This is a genomic window from Nonlabens sp. (genome assembly GCF_965657255.1).
Lineage (GTDB): Bacteria > Bacteroidota > Bacteroidia > Flavobacteriales > Flavobacteriaceae > Nonlabens.
The window spans coordinates 189,202-207,586 of the sequence record NZ_CBFHNM010000003.1; the positions used below are offsets into that span (position 1 = coordinate 189,202).

Sequence of the window (18,385 nt, forward strand, 5' to 3'; positions counted from 1 at the left end):
AAAAGGAAATGCTACTTAGAAACGTATTCATTTTTATCTATTTAATTACGACTTTAATTCTCTTTAGCACTTTTAATGCTTCAGCTGGTTTATGGTTGTCGTTTTTTGGTAATGCAGTTTTGCTCACGCTTATAACATATTACCACATTTTTATTGAGAAAGCTTACAGTCCTTTTCTTAGTACCTATATCGTTTTTAATTATTTATTTTTTTTAGTGGCACCTATTGTACAAGCCGGCGTTTTAGGCCCAATGGAAGTCGGTTTGTTTGAAAATAAATATCCTTTTGACGAAGTAACTTTTATGAAAACTAACGGTCTTATCGCTATTTTTCATGTTGTATTTTTTCTTTTTTATGTTAGCATTAAAGGTTATATAAAAACAAAAACTAAAGAGATTAAAGTCAATAAAATACCTGCTTCTAGTTTGTTTAGAGATAATTTAATTTTTATTGTTCTTTCAGTGATATTTATAGCCATAAGTTTCCCTTTTCTTATGGATGAGTATGTTAGACCGGGATGGTTTGTATCGCCTTATAGTCCAGGTTTTCAGTTGGTTTTTAAAAAAGTACTTTATACACTTCCTTTAGCTGGAATTATTGTTAGTAAAATGGTTTTTGATAAAAACGGAATTTCTACGCAAACCTGGATCATTAATTTAGCTATTTGCTTCGTATTATTTCTCATTTTATTTGTTGTCAAAAATCCATTGGTAGAAAAGCGTAACGCTCTAGGACCTATTTATTTGTTGATCTTATATCTGTTTTACCCTAGACTTTTTAATAGTAATGTAAAGACCAGTCTCGTGCTGTTTTTAGCAATGATTATTGGGTTTCCTTTAGTTCAGATTTTAACCCATATCAATTATGGTATTGATGACGTTATCAATAATCCCAGTTTGATCACAGATGTTATAGATAATGGGGCTTTAAGCAAAGGTTATATGTCTTTAAATTATGATGCTTTTTGCAATATAGGAGTAGCCATGGAAGTAGTAAAGGAAAATGGCTTTTCCTATGGATTTCAACTACTCAGTGCTTTATTATTTTTTATTCCGCGAGGTGTTTGGGTTGGTAAACCAGACTCATCAGGCCTTGTTTTAGGAGATTACTTGATAGAAAATTACGATTATCACTTTGCTAATATTTCAAATCCTGTTGTTTCAGAAGGCTATATGAATTTTGGAATACCTGGAATTATAATAATGGCCATTGCACTAGCTATGTCGATGATTTACTTTTTGACGTGGCTGAATAGTAATGACATTTTTAAAAGATCCGTAGCTTTTTATTATGCGATTCACTTACTTTTTCTCCTCAGAGGAGATTTTACAAATGGATATAGCTATTTTATAGGAACACTTGTAGGTTTGTACATCATCCCAAAGTTAATAATTAAGCTATCTCATTTCATTTTTGATCAAAAAATATGGGTTTCAAAGAAAAACTAAAGCCTTTTTTACCAAAGCTGTTATTTTATCTAACAGCATTAATGTTTCTTATGCCTGTTGTGCCGAGAGGTTTACGACCTATCGCAATTGCTTTATATGCCATAATGGCTTTGGTCAGTAAGTTCATAGATAAGGAAGAGTTTAAATGGACCTATTTTTTCCTTAATTCAGGGCTTTTCATTATGTACCTTTTAAGCCTTTTTTATACGGAAGATCTTTCCTATGGACTGCGTAAGGTCTCCACTGGTGCCGCATTAATAATTTTCCCATTAGTTATATCCAGTATGAGCAAACGATGCCTTTCTTATATTTTAGAAAGACGTTATTTCTTGATGTGGTGTTTTATTGTAGCCACCTTAATTCTTAATGTAGGTGCGTTCATTATATTTAGTCAACAATATACTTTTGATGAGGTAGTGTTGCATTTTATCAATATCATTAGGTCAGATATATCAGGCTGGAAAATACACCCTATTTACCTAAGTATGCACATAGGTGTTGCCATGATTTTCTCTTTATTCTTAGTACAAAAAGGCTTGAATTGGAAAAAACTTACAGCATTAATTTTAATCAATTTAGTCTTTATAGGTTTTTTACTAATCATGATAAAAAAAGGGCCTATCATAGCATTGATTCTGGTTGCAGCTTATTTAGTATTGATGTTTAAGAATAAACTTCTTTCACTAGTTTTTGCACTCTGTGCTGTCGGTTTAGTCGCTGTTATCATATTAAATCCTAAAGTGAACGACCGTTTTTCAGAACTTCTTCAAATTCAAGATGCTGATGAGTCCTTAACAAATTCTACCAACATTAGATATTCTATTTATAAATGTGTCACAAACGAAATACCTCAAGCAGGATTTTTAGGTTATGGTATAGGTGACGGAAAAAACCAATTGATAGATTGCTATCAAGAAGATGCCGCATTTCTCGCCATACACCGGTACAATTCTCACAACCAGTTTTTAGGCATCATTCTTAACGTAGGTTATTTAGGACTTTTATTTTTCACACTATTTTTATTGTATCATTTAATAAGAGCATTTTCAAAGAAGAATTACCTTTTTATAGCGTTACTGTTATTTTATTGTATAGTGATGTTTTCAGAAAATATTTTGGAACGAGAAAATGGCGTGATATTTTTCTCATTCTTTATTAATCTATTTTGCATGTTAGATTATAATTTCAACAAAGGAATCAAACTAGAGCGGCCGGTAACTGAAATCATAAACAATTGAATAATTTATATCACATAGCAGAGGATATTTCCAGAGCAAGCGGTGGCGTGCGCACTGTCGTAAAAGATATTCAGTTACAGTTCCCCAAATCACAAATTCTTACAACTCAAAAAGATCCTGACGATGATGCTATACAGGACTTTGTTAAAAAAGGTCCTTGGTTATATTCCCGTGACTTAGCCACGCACCTCAACCATTTAGAAAGTAACTCGTTGTTTCACATTCATGGAGTATGGATGCATGCACAATATACCGCTGCAAAAACCGCCTCAAAACGCAACATTCCCTTTATAGTAACACCACATGGAATGTACGAACCTTGGCTTTGGCAAGAAGGTAGGTTAAAAAAGAAGCTCTATTTTAAAATGTTTTCTTGTTCCGCTTTCGCGAAAGCGAGATACATACACGCTATAACACCAGACGAGCAAAAAAACTTGAAAGAACTATTCCCAAATACAGAAGTGGTTTGTATTCCTAATGCCATAGAAATCGTTGATGTAGTAGAAGCAAATGAGCCGTTACGACCTTATTTGCTCTTTTTAGGACGTATTCACTCTAAAAAAGGAGTAGAATTATTAATAGACGTATTTACATCGCTTAAATCGCTTGATTTTGATTTAAAAATTGTGGGACCAGAGAATGATCACGCACTAGAATTGATGGACAAAGTAAAACAACTTAAAGATTCTAGAATCCAATTTTTAGGTGCTGTACGAGGTGCAGATAAACAACATCTTTATAGAAATGCACATGCGTTTATTGCGCCCAGTTATTCTGAAGTTGTAGGAATGGTAAATCTAGAAGCAGCTATGATGGCAACACCAGTAATTACAACACATCAAACAGGTCTTTTATCAGATTGGAATAAAAATGGAGGCAAGTTGATTGACCCAAACTTTAAGCAATTAGAAGCTGCGATACTAGAATGCTCTAACTGGACAAAGTCAGAACGTGACTCAAAAGGACAGCGCTTACGTGAATTTGTCATTCAAGAATATTCATGGAAAGTAAATAGACCTAAGTGGGAAGCTTTGTATAATTCTATGAAATGAAAAGATTCTTATTTTTATTAATAGTTCTTCTTCTATCTAGTTGTTCTAATAATTTTTTAGATCAACAGCAATTACAAGAAATACATCCCGACAAGAGTTTAATAGAAGAACTAATTTCAATCAGAGAAAAACTTGATAAAGAATCCTTAAACTCAACTTTTAAAATTCAATTTCATGGTCAGTCTATAGTAAAAGGCATCAAAGAAAAACGAATCAAATCTACGTTACAAGAGTATTTTCCTAAACCAGATTTTGAAATTATCAATACGGCTAGAAGTGGATTGCAGGTTCCTCAATTATTACCATTTATTGAAGAAGATATCTATTCACATCAAGCTGATGTACTCTTTTTTCATGCCTATGGTGGTACTGAAACTGGGGAATTAGAAAAGTATTTTGAATTTTTAGATAAAAAATTTCAAGGTAAAGTCATTATATTCAATCATCATCTTTCATATCCAGAAGACAAAGTCCGTAATAAAAAACTGACAACTTTAGAAGACCTAACTTCTATACAAATGGAAGAAACAGCAAAAAAATATAAATTTGGTTTTATTGATGTAAGAAAAGAATGGAGCACCTTCTTAGATCTCAATAAAGAACTAAAACCCACAGATTTGTTAAGAGACGGCATACATCCTAATGAGGATGGTAAACTAGTTTTAGAATGGATTTTAATGGAACATTTCACAAAAGCAATAAATCAAAATAAGATTCCTCAATAAAGGAAGTACCTTTGTTTAACAAGACAGTATTTGATTTTGAAAAACTACCAACAACTTGATAAGTTCAAATTACCACAAAACTTCCGTGGTAAAGGAGCGATTACTGTACAGTTTTGGTGGTTGGTTCAAAGTACATTATTTGCTTGGTCACCACAATTTATGTACGGCTGGCGTAGATTTTTATTAAGAACTTTTGGTGCGAGAATCGGTAAAAATGTAATTGTTAGACCAACGGTAAGAACACAATTCCCATGGAAAGTAAGTATAGGAGATCACAGTTGGATAGGTGATGATGTCGTTTTATACAGTCTAGGAGAAATAGAAATAGGTGAACATGTAGTTATTTCTCAAAAATCATACATCTGCACAGGAACTCATGATCCACAATCTGTTAGTTTTGATATCTACAGTCATAAAATCACGATAGAAGATCAGTGCTGGATTGCAACAGATGTGTACGTTGCACCAGGAGTAACAATAGGTCGTGGTACTTTAGTTGGGGCACGTAGTAGTGTTTTTAAAGATCTTCCAGCAGGAAAAATATGTTTAGGTAGTCCCGCACAGGCAATAAAAGACAGATAAACTTGCAAGGAAAACACATCACATTCATAGGGCTTAACTATGCTCCAGAAGACACCGCCATAGGCTTGTATTCTACCCAAATGGTAGAAGCACTAATCGATGCTGGTGCACAAGTTAATGTGGTTACTGCTTTCCCGTATTATCCTCAATGGAAAATAGTGGCTGCTTATGCAAATAAACCTAATTACCTTAAAGAAGACCATAATGGCGCAAAGTTATATCGTTACAAACAATACGTTCCACAGCAGCCTACTTTTTTAAAACGTATCATTCATATTTTAAGTTTTACAAAAGGAAGTTTTTTCAATCTTAGGAAAATCAAGCATACCGATCTTGTTATTTCCATCATTCCGTTTACTTCCAGTGCATGGTTAGGTAATTATCATGCAAAACGTCATAATGCTAAAACCTGGATTCATATACAAGATTTTGAATTTGACGCGGCATTACAGTCTGGACTTTCTAGTGGTGGTAAAAAGTTTATTTTCAAGTTTCTTTTCAGTTTAGAAAAACGCATTTTAGGAAAAGCAAATACGGTAAGTACCATTAGCCACAATATGATTACAAAGCTGCAATCTAAAACAGCTCAACCTACTTATTATTTACCCAATTGGATTGATGAGAACCAAGTAAATCCAGAGACTTCGACACAACACAAATACTTGAAAAGCGATAAATTCAAGATTTTATACAGCGGTAATGTAGGTGATAAGCAAGATTGGGAATATTTTTCTGCTTTCGCGAAAGCGTTACCACAACAATCTTATGAAATAATAATAGTAGGTGCAGGAGCAAAATACCAGAAATTAAAAGAAACGGTAAATCAAGAGAACATCCACTTTTACGATCCAGTGCCGTTTGAAGAATTATCAGACTTACTTTGTAGTGCAGATGCTCACTTTCTATTCCAGAAAACAGAAGTACTCGATACGGTAATGCCGTCCAAATTATTAGGAATGATGGCAAGTGAGAAACCTTCATTAGTTTTAGGAAATGAGGCTAGTGAGGTTAAAACAGTCATGAATAATGCAAATGCGGGATTGTATTTCTCTGAACCAGATGTGCAATTAGCTATTCAACAACTGAAAACCTGGCGCGCAAATCAAGACCTTAGAAAAAAGATAGGAACAGATGCCCGCAACTATGTGGTAAAACATTTTTCACGTAAAGAGATTCTAAATAATTGGATCCATGAACTTTCTCAATTATAGAGGGAGATTTTATAGATTATGCACTAAATAAAAACTCCTTTCCTTAGAAAAGGAAAGGTAGGCAAATGGAGTGAAACCAGATTTGGTCGGAAAGGTTGGAAAAAGCCTGAAACTATATTCTATTTTTATGGAGAATAGACATAGTAGTTTAATGCATTTATAAGTCATTATTAGTTTAGCTTTTCAACTTTAGTTTTTCTCCAAGGAAATGCTCAAAGTAAATGAGTGTTTGTTCTTTGTGATAGTCAACGCTTATTTGTAATCTTATGTTTACATTTAGATTTCCTTTTATTTTTAAAAATGGACCAACATGAACTTCTTTCTTTACTAGCGCTTAAAAAAGCACCGCTAATAGGCGATATCATGGCAAAAAAGCTGATACGCACCTTTGGAAGTGCGGCAGGTGTTTTTGAGCAACAGTATAAAGATATTGCAGCCATAGAAGGAATAGGAGAGAAAAAAGCGCAATTTATAAGAAATAAAGACAGTTTGTTTTCTAAAGCTCAAAAAGAGCTGGAATTCATTGAAGAAAACAACATTAAATACCGTGTATATTATAACGATGATTATCCTGAGCGATTAAAATACTGTATTGATGGACCTATCATTTACTTTGAAAAAGGAAACATCAACCTTGATAATCCATATACATTAAGTATCGTCGGCACGAGACAAATTACAACGGTAGGAGCTGCTTTTCTTGAGAAATTTATCAATGAAATAGCACCTTTAAATCCTATTATCATAAGCGGTTATGCGTATGGAGTAGATATTCTAGCTCATAAAATGGCTATAGAAAACGGTTTACAAACCATTGCTGTTTTGGCGCATGGATTGAATCAAACTTATCCTAGAAATCATGAAGCTTATAATGAAGCTATGATGAAAAACGGTGGTTTTATCACCGATTTCTGGCATACCGATAATTTTGATCGTAAAAACTTCTTAGGTCGCAATCGCATCATTGCAGGAATGAGCGAGGCAACCGTAGTTATAGAAAGTGCTTCAAAAGGTGGCTCACTAGTCACAGCAGATCTTGCAGTAGGATATAATCGCGAGGTTTTTGCAGTTCCAGGGCGTGTGAATGATAAATATGCAATAGGCTGTAACGAACTCATCAAACAAGCAAAAGCCCACATGCTCACAAAAACTGCCGATATTCCTTATATACTAGGCTGGCAAGTGCGGGACGTTGCTGTTCAAAAACAACTCTTTGTGGAACTCACAGAAGACGAAAAATTGATTTACAGGTATCTGAAAGAACACAAAGAAGAATTACTAGATATTATAGCATTAAACATCAAGCAACCAGTTCATAAAGTAGCATCTTTATTAATGAGTATGGAATTAAAAGGAGTGATTAAACCGCTTCCTGGAAAGAGATTTCGGCTTGCATAAGTTCCAGAAAATTTGCTTTCAAATATTTCAATTTACAGGAATATCTTTTTTATTTTACGCTTTGACATGCCAAGTATTTGTCTTGGCATTGTCTAACTTTTAGAAGAAGTGTAAAATAAAAAACGACCTTTCCGTAAAAGAAAAGGTCGTTTCTACCATCAAAACAGGCTGAGGTTACCAGCCTGTTTTGTTATGAAAAGCTATTATGAAATTGCCAGATAATAGAAACTGTTGAAATACCGCTTATCACCATTGATACTAAGTACCATTTCCATTGCTGTTTTTTAAACATCAATATAAAATTTATTATAAATAAGACAGGCGCTAGCAAAAGCATAGGAATCATCAATAATTCATGAATAACTCCTGCTATTGTCCAGGTAATATTATAAATATGAGTCATATAAATCCACATAAAAAACAGTGCGTTACTTATACTAGCAATTAATATGATTCTAGCTGTTTTCATTTTATTTCAATTAAATACATTAATTTTTTCATAACTCTGAACTCATAATTCTGAACTTTTTTCACTTCCAGTTCTCATCAATAAACTTTACATCTCTGGTGTTCTTTTGTACGGCGATGGCTGCAAATAGACTTAATAGAAACGACATGCCGTAAAATCCTTTCTCGCTTAAAAGTAAATCGGCATTCCACAGGCCTATGATTAATAAAACGATCGATGCTAATGTGACAAACCAGCTGATACCGTAATAAATATCAGTTACGGCGGCGCCTTCTTGCTTATCTCTAACTGCTTTTTGAACTGATATCACAGAAAACAGTCCAAATAGTAAAATCACAAAATAATAGCCCTTTTCATTGAGCGCCATGTCTGCATTCCATAATCCTATGCAGTAGGAAATCATTCCTACCAGCAGTGCGGTCCAAGATGCAGAGATAAATGCTGCCGTAGGTTTACCAGTAAATACTTCTGGTTTTTTAATTTCTTTTTTCTCGGTGTTGTAATTCACTTGATTTTCCATTGTTATTTGTTTTGATGGTGTAAATATGTGGCAGCATTTTAGTTCAAAAACACCTACTTTTACATAATTCTTACGATTTAAAATTAATATATTTAAAAATAAGTACTGATAAACAATTAATTATAGTTTTTATATGAACGATTTAATTAGGTTAATCTATTCATTAAATGACGATGATGTGGCTGCTTTTCTCGCTTTCGCGAAAGCGAGAAACCAACGAACCGACGTGAAAAATATAAAGTTATTCCAGCTGTTACAAAAAGGTGCTAGACGCGATCTCGATATCAAAATCTATGGAAAACCGAATAAAAATGCTTTGCATGCACTCTTAAATCGGCTAAAAGAAAGCTTGATAGAGTTTATAGCCATACAGGGATTTTCTAATGAATCTGAAGAAGAAATGCAAATTTTTAAATTGCTGCTTGCTGCGCGTATATTTTTAGAACAAGGGCAATTTTCATTGGGTTTTAAAACACTTCATAAAGCAAGGTCAAAAGCGCAATCACTAGATTTATATGCTGTTTTACAAGAGATATATCAAACACATATTCCATATATACATTTAGACCCTAAAAATGATTTAGAAGACATCGTAAACGCATATCAGAACAACGAGCAACTTTATTTGAAGGAATCAAAAATGGTTATGGCTTATGCAACTGTTCAAAAAGCCTTAAAAGCGCATCCGCCTAATATCTTTGAAGAGGTTAAAAAGCAAATGGATCGTTTTGATATTTCGATTGATCAAAATCTATCGTTTAAATCATTGTATCAATTAATGAATGTAGCTACAGAGGCTGCAACATTAAAATCAGATTATGCAGGTGTTTCCATTTTTATGAATCATGTATATAACATCGTAGAAAATAAAAAACACCTAGCCAATAAGCATTTGTACTATCATTTAGAAATCATCTACTTGATGGCAGGAACTTGTTTTAGGAACAGAGATTTTACTCGATCACAAGAGCTGCTCGGCAAATTATATGTAGAAATGCAAAAGCAAAAAGGGAAGTTCAAAAGCCAATTTCAAGAACGTTACCAGTTATTAAAAGCATTGAACCTCAATTATACAGGAGAAGCTCAAAAGGCATTGAAAGAACTAGACGATATCAAAAAACCATCACTTTCCACACAATTAGCCCATATTATGGTTCTTTTTCAGCAGGAAAAATGGAATCTAGCACGTAAAACGATGAAAGAACTGTATCATAGCGATTCCTTTTACGAGAAGAAAGAAGGTTTTTTATGGGTAGTTCAAAAAAACATTCTTGAAATTTTAATTTACATAGAATTACAACAGCCAGATCTAGTAGAATCTAGAATGAAGAGTTTTATAAAACGTTTCAAAATACGGCTGGAACAAATAAATGAACAACGAGTGGTTAGCTTTATGAAGTTATTGCAATTCTATTTTGATAAACCTTATGAGATAACAAACGATGAATTCTTAACTAAAGTAGAACAGTCATTTGAATGGAAAACCGCGAGTCAGGAAGATATATTTGTCATGAGTTTTTATGCCTTTTTGAAAGCGAGAATGGAGAATACATCTATTTACGAAGCAACATTAAAGTTGGTAAATAATGCTCATAATTAGGTTATATTATATGTAGAGATAAGAATAGGTTGTTTTAGGAAAAATATATCATCATAGATGACTTTTATCATCTTATGAAACTTCCTAACTATCTTATTTTTGTAAGATGGAATTACAAGAAATTATCAAAAAGGCGTATGAAGAAGCTATCTCATACGAACAGTACAGAGCTTTTGTAGAAGCACATACCGCAAATGGAACTAATAGTGGCGATGAGGTCACAGAAGCCTTAGCCGAATATACAAAGTTGAATAATCAGCGTATGAAGCGACTGGATAAAACCATGAAGCTGTTACCAGAAAACCAAGAGTTTCTTGAAGCATTTGATAAAGAGGTTTATTTCTTAATTATTACAGAAAGCTGGTGTGGCGATGCTGCTCAAACCATGCCTATGATGAATAAGGTTGCACAAGCTGCCGGAATCGAATTTAAAGTAGTTCTAAGAGATGAAAATCCATTATTGATGGATCACTTTCTAACGAATGGTGGGCGTTCTATAGCAAAGCTTATTTTAGTTGATAAGCAAACTGGATTGCCAGTCACCACATGGGGACCTCGACCTACAAAAGCAACTACTCTAGTAGCTGCAGAAAAAGCTGCAAAAGGAGTTCTAGGTCCAGAATTTAAACAAGAATTACAGAACTGGTACAACAAAGACAAAGGAAAAGATACTGAAAATGACCTGATCGAGATGTTGAAAGCGGTTTAATAGCATTCAAAACCATCTTTCTCATAATTCTAAATGTTTGTTTGTGAGATAGTTAAAACTTTTTTTACTAGCACAATCTTTGTTCAAGTTCAGACGTTTTCGACTGTCGCTCAAACTGGCAAATTGTAGTTTCAGAAATTTGGTCGGAAAGGTTATGCGATTCAGAAATTAATCGATAAAACCTGTCTTAAACTAACATGACAAGTGTTTTTCTTGGCACGTTTAGTTGTTATCGTTAAAAGCCAGATTTTAATTGATACAAACTATAAATTAAAACTTAATCTCAATCCCTCCATAACCATTAATGCCTGGAGCTGGTTCAAAAAACCGTGACCCAAAGGCGTTGATCCTCACGTTATCAATAAATTGCTGACCTAATATATTATTCATTCCAGCATAAGGAAGTATTTTAATTTTTTTATAAGTAAAGTTATAACCGGCTCTGATATTAATATTCTCATAGCCATCTACTTCAGTCTGATTGCTGTCGTTTGCATATTGTTTACCTACTAACGATGCTTGCGCGTTAACATAAAATCCTTTTTCTGATTTGAATTGTAAACCTAGATTTGTATAATGTTGAGGTATGCCAGGTAATATGTTCCCATTAAAAGTTCCATTTGTGGTGGTAAAGTCGTCATATGTAAAGTCTGAAAAGGTATAGGCAGCTGTAAATGCCCATGCTTTTGAAATAGTGTAAACGCCTTCTATCTCAATACCATTGCGCACTGTTCTTCCTGCATTTCTAAAGAACGTACGGTCGGGAAACGCAGCCAGCTCAAAGGGTACTAAATCATCTTGCGTATCTATATGGAAAAGAGCGACTTGATAGCTTAGAACTTTTGTTAATTGCCCTTTAATTCCTAATTCATAATTGGTTGCTTTTTGTGCTTCCAGATTTTCGTTAAATCCACGGTCTCCATTAGGATTTGCAGATAATTCTGATAATGCAGGAGTTTCAAAACTAGTTGCTAGATTGATGTATAGGTTGTTCGCTTTCGCGAAAGCGTAACTAACACCAGCACTAGGGTTTATACCATTTAATGTAATCTCTCCAGAGTCATCACCATCTTCTAGAAACTCATCTACTGCTGCGAGTTTATTATAATCAAAACGTATTCCTCCAGTAAAATACCATTTATTAATTTCTAAATGATTTGTAACAAATATACCTAGGTAAGTAAACCGCTCTTTCTGATCTAGCGTTTGGTCACCTTTTACTCCTTCTAAGTTTCTGAAACGTTGCCTATCATCATTTTGAAATCCAAAATCATATCCTGCTTTTAAGGTGTTTTTTCCTGTAGAGTAAGTGATGTTTGTACCTTGCCCTATATAATCTCTTCCTAGATCAACCAGACCGCCAAATTCAAAGGGCAATCTTCCTTCAAACTGTCTGTTATTATAAAACAAATAACCTTCGCCAGTAGTATTAGAGTTCATGTTCCATACAGCACTTAATCCAGATTTAAATTGCTGAATCGTCTCTCCTGTTTTGAAAAGAATATTTCTATCTCTAGCTTGTCTTCTATTTTCTTTTACTTCTTCTATGTTCAGTCCACCAGGATCATCTGCTTGTGGAGAATCGCTATAATTAACGAGAGCTTTAAGATTTAACTTTTCACTGAGTTTGAAGTTAGCATTTATATTAAAATTGTATTGCTGGAAACCGCTTTGATCTCTGTATCCGTCAGACGTTACATAATTACCATGGAAAATATAGCTGGATGTACCGGACTTGATTCCAGCGGTAGCCTGATAATTTTCAAAACCATAAGATCCTACCGCAGCTTTCCAGTTAGAAAAGGGTTGTTCTACTTGATCTATGGTTTGTATGTTAATCACACCACCTGAGGCATTTCCATATAAACTAGAGCTAGGTCCTTTTAAAACTTCTATCTGATTTATAATACCTAAATTAAGATTGTCTAATTGTCCTTGACCATCTGGAGTAGTTTCAGGAATTCCATCTACAATTAATTTAATACCTCTTATACCGAATGCAGCTCTTGATCCAAAACCACGTATAGAAATCCGTAAATCTTGAGCAAAATTAGCAGTATTTTGAGCAAATAATCCTGGTGTTTGTTGCGTGTATTCTTGTAATGAAAGCTGCTGTCTTGTGGCATCACTATCTGTCGCTTGATAAACAGACACTGCAGCAGGTAACTTTTGAATCGGACTAGAAATACGTGCCGACTTTATAAAAACAGTATCTATTTTTTGAGCCGGATTTTTACTAGGTTCTTGACTATAGCTTAATGGAACGAGAACTATAAATAAAACAAAGCAACAGAATACGGTTTTCTTCAAAGGAATTATCTTTTTGCGAAAAATACATTTTTTTATATAGCTTATTCAAGAATATCATTGATTAAACTGGGAATCATTTTGTTTAAGAATGTTTTGAATTCTAAAATAATAACTCCTTTCCTTTTTTCGTGGAAAGGTGGGCAAATTGTAGTTTACGGAAATTTGGTAGGAAAGGTTAGAAGGTGTTAGTAATTGAAAAGTAAACTTATTTAAAACCAACATGCCAAGTATTCTTCTTGGCATGTTTGGTTGCTATCGTAAAGCTGGATATCATTCTTAAAACTAATACCTCGATTAGATTTAGACGATGCCAACACAAATAGTTGGCATGTCAAATCTTAAATCTTTTTTCTTTCATCTTAAGATTTCTCAAAGATTAAGCAATCCATCTTATGTCGGTCGTCTGTCGTTAATAAGTCTATCGTCATTTAGAAAGCCCATTCCGCAACACCTCTTTAATACCATCTTGCGGATTCTCTCTGGTAATTTCAAAATTAAGTTCTTGTAAAAAGTCTTTTATGGTATTAAAGTAATTTGTTATGTTTCATTTTTGGTAGGTTTAATATTACGAAAAAGCATGATTCTATCCCACTAAAATTTGAATGGTGATTTTGATGATGTAAATAATTAAAGCGGTCATAGTTTTTTGGTTTTTATATAGTCTGTTGGTAGCAGCACTATGTTGGGTTAGTAATCTTTTTTATCTCGCTTTCGCGAAAGCAAAATAGCAACCAACTTTTCAATGAATATTAATTTTTGATATGTCATTTAATGAATTAGCCTAAGTAATTTTCAAAATAGTTGGTATTATTTAGAAAGTACTACTCAAAAAATTAGCTAAATCAAATACATTTAGCTAATATTGTTAGTGTAAAGACACACATTATTTTAATATTTGCAAATAAAATTAGCAAAATATGTCATTGTTTGGAAAAAACATCAAAAAAATACGTGGAGTAAAAGGTTTGAGTCAGCAAGCCTTTGCAGACCTATTTGACTTAAAGAGAGGTACTTTAGGAGCTTATGAAGAAGGTAGGAGTGAGCCTAAAATTGATACGATTATTTTAATTGCTAATTATTTTAGCATCGCTATAGGAGATATGCTAACGGCCGATTTAACCGTAAATCAATTGTTGCGATTTAATGAAAAGCTTACTTTAACGCCCGAGGAATTAGAAAGAGAACAGTTTGCACAAATACCATGTATCACGCAAAAAACAGCCGACGATTATATAGAATATTATGACAACGAAGCTTTTCTTGCAGATCTTCCTAAACTGACTTTACCTCTTAATACAGAAAAAGAATTCATAGGTTATACTGTGACAAATCTGGAAATGACCAACCACGATAAGGGTTTATATCCTAAAGATGTGGTAATAGGTGAGAAAGTACCTAAAAATGTGATTACCAAATTAAATAATGGAACGGTTGTAATCGCCGTAACAGATAAAGAATTGATCTTACGTAGGCTTTATGTTACTGATAAAGGACTGGTCCTGCGCGCAGATCATAAAAACATAGAAGATATTACCGTAGACAAAAAGTCTGTCAAACAACTATGGCGTGTATGTTATGTGTTTTTTAGGAGATTGCCAGAGTTTTCTGATTCTTTTGAGGATAAACTGGCAATGCTGGAGTTGCAGATGAAAGAGTTGCGAGAGAAATAGGTGTAAATTGAAGCTTTTCCACCGAGTCTACTGATGGATTTTGGATAATTTTAAATTTACTATATAGGGTGAGTATTGGTGTGTTTACAATATTTAAACAACTAGAATCAATCATTAGATCACGAATATTGTTTCACCAAACATCTAAAATTTAAGACATAAAAAAACCCCAACTTACGTTGAGGTTGATTTTGTGGGCCCACCTGGGCTCGAACCAGGGACTTTCTGATTATGAGTCAGATACTCTAACCAGCTGAGTTATAGGCCCAATAAGATAATAGCTGGTAATATCTTATCTAAAAAGTCTGCAAATTTAAACTATTCGTGCATACTCGCAAACTATTCTTCAATTTCTTGACATAATTCTACAAGAACACCATTCGTTCCTTTAGGATGTACAAAGGCTACCCATTTATTATCGGCACCACGTTTAGGTTCTTTATTTAGTATTTGAAAGCCTTCTTTTTCTAGTCTAATGAGTTCTGCCTTAATGTCTTGTACTGCAAAAGCTACGTGGTGGATTCCTTGTCCTCTTTTTTCAATATATTTTGCAATAGCGCTGTTTTCATCTGTTGCTGCTAGTAACTCGATTTTATTTTCTCCCGTCATAAAAAAACTGGTTTCTACTGCCTCACTTTCTACCGTTTCACTTTTATAAGGTTCACGACCTAAAAGTTTTGTGTAAACTTCATTTGCCTCTTCCAGGTTTTTTACAGCAATTCCTAAATGCTCAATCTTGCCAAACATATTTTTATATTTTTATAATAATTCAAAGTTAGAACAGTTCATAGAATTAGAACGGTTAACAACTCATTTAATAATAGATAGGCAACTATTAATAAGGAACAACTTACCTTTGCAGCATGGAAGAAAGTAATAGACAGAAAAAAATTGCCGGAGTTTTACAAGAAGATTTATCTGCTGTGATCCAGGATGTGATGAGAAAAAATGCCGTGAATAACCTATTAGTTTCGGTTACAAAAGTTACTGTTACTCCAGATTTAGGTTATGCAAAAGTATATTTATCTGTTTTTCCAGCAGATAAGGCGGCTACTGTTGTGAAAGAGATCGTTGAAATGGGTGCAGAAATACGTTATGAAGTTGCCTCAAGAGTGCGTCATCAGTTCCGTCGTATGCCAGAACTTCAGTTTTTCAATGACGATTCCTTAGAGTACATGGATCAAATAGATCAAGAATTGAAAGGAAAGAACAATCCTATTGAGAATCCAGATATATTACCACGACGCAAAAAGTCTTAGTGAATTTTTCTTTTTACATAGCGAGAAGGTACTTGGTTTCAAAAAATGGCAAGAACGCCATTAACATTATTAATATCCTTAGTTTTATTATCACCGTTGTAGGAACTGCAGCGCTTTTTATTGTGCTTTCTGGTTTTTCTGGACTAAAGGACTTCAGTACAGAATTTTCTAATTATTTTGATCCAGATCTTAAAATTTTACCTGTAGAAGGCAAGACGGTTGGGATTCCGATTTCGCGAAAGCGAGAACTAGAAAAAATCCCTGGAGTAGAACTGGTCTGTGCAGTTGTAGAAGAAAAAGCGTTCTTAAACTATGAAGAAAAAAACGACATCGCTTTTATTAAAGGTGTTCCAGATGAGTATGTGAAAATGATACGTACTGATTCTATTCTTTATTATGGAAGCTGGCTTTCTAAAAGTGATGCGCAAGTAGTCGCTGGTTATTCTTTAGCTTCTAGATTATCACTGGTCGTTAATAATTATGGTAGTTACATGCAAATAATGGTTCCTAAACCAGGATCAAATGCTATCAATAAATTAAATATAAATAGCTCTTTTTCAAGACTAGATGCGATTCCTGTGGGAACTTTTAGTGTAAATGAGACTCTAGATAGTAAATATATTTTTACCAGACTAAGTGCTGCTCGTAAATTATTAAATATGGCAGATACTATCGCTAGCGCTGTAGAAATTAAATTATTGCCAGATGCAAATGAAACACAGGTAAGAAAAGCAATTCAAGCGGTATTTGAAGAACCTATCAAGATAAAAGACAAATTCCAAATGAATGATGCTTTATATAAAATGCTCAATTCAGAGAATCTGGTGGTGTATTTGATTTTTACTTTAGTATTGATTATCGCACTGTTTAATGTTGTAGGTAGTATAATCATGATGATTCTTGATAAAAAGAAAAACATGAAAACCTTACTCGACTTGGGCGCGACGGTAAGTTCATTACGTCAGATTTTCTTTATTCAAGGTAGTTTAATGACGCTATCTGGCGGTATCATTGGACTGGTGATAGGTATTGTTTTTGTCGTACTACAGGTAAACTATGACCTGATCTATATCGCACAAGGTATTCCATATCCATTTGCTATGGAGTATGCTAATATTTTTATATCCTTAGCTACGATTACTATTTTAGGAATCATCGCTAGTTATGTAGGATCACGTAGGATCAATGATCGTTTACTTTCTCAGGCAAAACTATAATCACCAAATTTTTGTAAGACTTCATCAAAAGCAGCAAATACTCCTGCGCTATCATCGCTGGTGACCATTTGCATGCGGTACTGTTTAAAATTAGGGATTCCTTTAAAGTAGTTAGTATAATGTCTGCGAGTTTCAAAAACGCCTAGTGTTTCTCCTTTCCAGTCTATAGCCATTTGTAAATGCCTACGAGCCACTTCTACACGCTCTGCCATGGTAGGTTTTACCATATGTGTACCATGTTCAAAGTAATGCTTTACTTCTCTAAAAAACCATGGATAACCTATACTGGCTCTACCTATCATACAGCCGTCTAGGCCGTATTCATCTCGCATTTTCATGGCAAGCTCTGGCGTTGTTACGTCACCATTTCCAAAAATAGGAATGTGAATACGAGGATTATTCTTTACCGCCGCAATAGGAGCCCAGTTAGCATTTCCTTTATACATTTGTGCTCTTGTGCGACCGTGAATGGAAAGGGCTTTGATACCTACATCTTGTAAACGCTCTGCTACTTCCATAATTTTAATAGAATCGTCGTCCCAGCCTAACCTGGTTTTTACGGTAATGGGTAAATCAGTATGTTCTACCATTGCTTTAGTAAGAGATACCATTAAATCAATATCCTTTAATATTCCTGCGCCAGCACCTTTTGAAACTACTTTTTTTACAGGACAACCAAAGTTGATATCGATCATGTCTGGCTTGGTTCGTTCTACTATCTCCACAGACTGTAACATGGAATCTAGGTTTGCTCCAAAAATTTGTATTCCTACAGGACGTTCTGTCTCATAGATGTCCAGTTTCATGGTGCTTTTTGCAGCGTCTCTTATCAATCCTTCACTTGAAATGAATTCAGTAAAAACGACATCGGCTCCATTTTCTTTACACAACGTTCGGAAAGGTGGATCACTTACATCTTCCATAGGAGCAAGTAGTAGTGGAAAGTCTGGTAATTCTATGTTGCCTATTTTAACCAT

The 18,385-nt window shown here is 34.1% G+C and carries 17 protein-coding genes and 1 tRNA gene; 12 read left to right on the plus strand and 6 right to left on the minus strand.

Annotated elements, in window-relative coordinates:
- The first annotated feature begins 8 nt into the window (after positions 1 to 8).
- From ACTF54_RS05140 to dprA, 7 genes are all read left to right on the plus strand, one after another.
- Positions 9 to 1,448, plus strand: coding sequence for an O-antigen polymerase (locus ACTF54_RS05140; protein ID WP_347196980.1), 1,440 nt, complete (start codon positions 9 to 11; stop codon positions 1,446 to 1,448).
- Entirely contained in the window at positions 1,427 to 2,686 is a 1,260-nt protein-coding gene (locus tag ACTF54_RS05145) for an O-antigen ligase family protein (RefSeq protein ID WP_438968877.1), read from the plus strand. The genes ACTF54_RS05140 and ACTF54_RS05145 overlap by 22 nt, the downstream gene beginning before the upstream one ends.
- The gene (locus ACTF54_RS05150; RefSeq protein WP_347196982.1) at positions 2,683 to 3,738 is read left to right on the plus strand and encodes a glycosyltransferase; all 1,056 of its coding nucleotides are present in this window, start codon (positions 2,683 to 2,685) and stop codon (positions 3,736 to 3,738) included. Before ACTF54_RS05145 ends, ACTF54_RS05150 begins: the two co-directional genes overlap by 4 nt.
- Complete coding sequence (locus ACTF54_RS05155; RefSeq protein WP_347196983.1) at positions 3,735 to 4,463, plus strand: SGNH/GDSL hydrolase family protein; 729 nt, start codon at positions 3,735 to 3,737, stop codon at positions 4,461 to 4,463. Before ACTF54_RS05150 ends, ACTF54_RS05155 begins: the two co-directional genes overlap by 4 nt.
- 36 nt (positions 4,464 to 4,499) lie before the next feature.
- Complete coding sequence (locus ACTF54_RS05160; RefSeq protein ID WP_347196984.1) at positions 4,500 to 5,045, plus strand: putative colanic acid biosynthesis acetyltransferase; 546 nt, start codon at positions 4,500 to 4,502, stop codon at positions 5,043 to 5,045.
- Between the two features lie 2 nt (positions 5,046 to 5,047).
- A complete protein-coding gene (locus ACTF54_RS05165; protein ID WP_347196985.1) occupies positions 5,048 to 6,256 on the plus strand; it encodes a WcaI family glycosyltransferase in 1,209 nt (402 codons plus the stop codon).
- A 300-nt stretch (positions 6,257 to 6,556) separates the two neighbouring features.
- The gene (gene dprA / locus ACTF54_RS05170; protein ID WP_347196986.1) at positions 6,557 to 7,654 is read left to right on the plus strand and encodes a DNA-processing protein DprA; all 1,098 of its coding nucleotides are present in this window, start codon (positions 6,557 to 6,559) and stop codon (positions 7,652 to 7,654) included.
- Positions 7,655 to 7,844: 190 nt separating this feature from the next.
- Here the strand turns inward: dprA and ACTF54_RS05175 are convergent, their stop codons facing one another.
- On the minus strand, positions 7,845 to 8,123 hold the full coding sequence (locus ACTF54_RS05175; protein WP_347196987.1) for a hypothetical protein: 279 nt from the start codon (positions 8,121 to 8,123) through the stop codon (positions 7,845 to 7,847).
- 61 nt (positions 8,124 to 8,184) lie between these two features.
- A complete protein-coding gene (gene yiaA / locus ACTF54_RS05180; RefSeq protein WP_438968878.1) occupies positions 8,185 to 8,643 on the minus strand; it encodes an inner membrane protein YiaA in 459 nt (152 codons plus the stop codon).
- A gap of 133 nt (positions 8,644 to 8,776) precedes the next feature.
- On the opposite strand from yiaA, the gene ACTF54_RS05185 reads away from it, so the two are divergent.
- Positions 8,777 to 10,243, plus strand: coding sequence for a hypothetical protein (locus ACTF54_RS05185; protein WP_438968879.1), 1,467 nt, complete (start codon positions 8,777 to 8,779; stop codon positions 10,241 to 10,243).
- A gap of 106 nt (positions 10,244 to 10,349) precedes the next feature.
- The gene (locus tag ACTF54_RS05190; protein ID WP_347196990.1) at positions 10,350 to 10,952 is read left to right on the plus strand and encodes a thioredoxin family protein; all 603 of its coding nucleotides are present in this window, start codon (positions 10,350 to 10,352) and stop codon (positions 10,950 to 10,952) included.
- A 270-nt stretch (positions 10,953 to 11,222) separates the two neighbouring features.
- On the opposite strand, the gene ACTF54_RS05195 is transcribed toward ACTF54_RS05190, so the two are convergent.
- Positions 11,223 to 13,262: a TonB-dependent receptor family protein gene (locus ACTF54_RS05195; protein ID WP_438968880.1), complete on the minus strand. Its 2,040-nt coding sequence runs from the start codon at positions 13,260 to 13,262 to the stop codon at positions 11,223 to 11,225.
- A 917-nt stretch (positions 13,263 to 14,179) separates the two neighbouring features.
- Here ACTF54_RS05195 and ACTF54_RS05200 point away from each other — a divergent pair.
- Positions 14,180 to 14,932 (plus strand): helix-turn-helix domain-containing protein, encoded by a 753-nt coding sequence (locus ACTF54_RS05200; RefSeq protein WP_347196992.1) that lies wholly within the window; start codon positions 14,180 to 14,182, stop codon positions 14,930 to 14,932.
- Positions 14,933 to 15,126: 194 nt separating this feature from the next.
- On the opposite strand, the gene ACTF54_RS05205 is transcribed toward ACTF54_RS05200, so the two are convergent.
- Together ACTF54_RS05205 and mce are read right to left on the minus strand one after the other, a co-directional pair.
- Positions 15,127 to 15,200, minus strand: a tRNA-Ile gene (locus ACTF54_RS05205).
- 71 nt (positions 15,201 to 15,271) lie between these two features.
- Positions 15,272 to 15,679, minus strand: coding sequence for a methylmalonyl-CoA epimerase (gene mce, locus ACTF54_RS05210; RefSeq protein ID WP_347196993.1), 408 nt, complete (start codon positions 15,677 to 15,679; stop codon positions 15,272 to 15,274).
- Between the two features lie 116 nt (positions 15,680 to 15,795).
- On the opposite strand from mce, the gene rbfA reads away from it, so the two are divergent.
- Positions 15,796 to 16,191 carry a 30S ribosome-binding factor RbfA gene (rbfA, locus tag ACTF54_RS05215; protein ID WP_347196994.1) on the plus strand — a complete coding sequence of 132 codons (396 nt, stop codon included), beginning with the start codon at positions 15,796 to 15,798 and terminating at the stop codon, positions 16,189 to 16,191.
- Positions 16,192 to 16,223: 32 nt separating this feature from the next.
- Positions 16,224 to 17,408 carry an ABC transporter permease gene (locus ACTF54_RS05220; protein ID WP_438968881.1) on the plus strand — a complete coding sequence of 395 codons (1,185 nt, stop codon included), beginning with the start codon at positions 16,224 to 16,226 and terminating at the stop codon, positions 17,406 to 17,408.
- On the opposite strand, the gene dusB is transcribed toward ACTF54_RS05220, so the two are convergent.
- Complete coding sequence (dusB, locus tag ACTF54_RS05225) at positions 17,393 to 18,385, minus strand: tRNA dihydrouridine synthase DusB (RefSeq protein ID WP_347196996.1); 993 nt, start codon at positions 18,383 to 18,385, stop codon at positions 17,393 to 17,395. The two genes, ACTF54_RS05220 and dusB, sit on opposite strands and share 16 nt — an antisense overlap.

Excerpts from the sequence above, each read along its gene's own strand:
- ACTF54_RS05140 (WP_347196980.1), top strand. The coding sequence starts at position 9 with ATGCTACTTAGAAACGTATTCATTTTTATCTATTTAATTACGACTTTA.
- ACTF54_RS05145 (WP_438968877.1), top strand. The coding sequence starts at position 1,427 with ATGGGTTTCAAAGAAAAACTAAAGCCTTTTTTACCAAAGCTGTTATTT.
- ACTF54_RS05155 (WP_347196983.1), top strand. The coding sequence starts at position 3,735 with ATGAAAAGATTCTTATTTTTATTAATAGTTCTTCTTCTATCTAGTTGT.
- dprA (WP_347196986.1), top strand. The coding sequence starts at position 6,557 with ATGGACCAACATGAACTTCTTTCTTTACTAGCGCTTAAAAAAGCACCG.
- ACTF54_RS05175 (WP_347196987.1), bottom strand. The coding sequence starts at position 8,123 with ATGAAAACAGCTAGAATCATATTAATTGCTAGTATAAGTAACGCACTG.
- yiaA (WP_438968878.1), bottom strand. The coding sequence starts at position 8,643 with ATGGAAAATCAAGTGAATTACAACACCGAGAAAAAAGAAATTAAAAAA.
- ACTF54_RS05185 (WP_438968879.1), top strand. The coding sequence starts at position 8,777 with ATGAACGATTTAATTAGGTTAATCTATTCATTAAATGACGATGATGTG.
- ACTF54_RS05190 (WP_347196990.1), top strand. The coding sequence starts at position 10,350 with ATGGAATTACAAGAAATTATCAAAAAGGCGTATGAAGAAGCTATCTCA.
- ACTF54_RS05200 (WP_347196992.1), top strand. The coding sequence starts at position 14,180 with ATGTCATTGTTTGGAAAAAACATCAAAAAAATACGTGGAGTAAAAGGT.
- mce (WP_347196993.1), bottom strand. The coding sequence starts at position 15,679 with ATGTTTGGCAAGATTGAGCATTTAGGAATTGCTGTAAAAAACCTGGAA.
- rbfA (WP_347196994.1), top strand. The coding sequence starts at position 15,796 with ATGGAAGAAAGTAATAGACAGAAAAAAATTGCCGGAGTTTTACAAGAA.
- dusB (WP_347196996.1), bottom strand. The coding sequence starts at position 18,385 with ATGGTTAAAATAGGCAACATAGAATTACCAGACTTTCCACTACTACTT.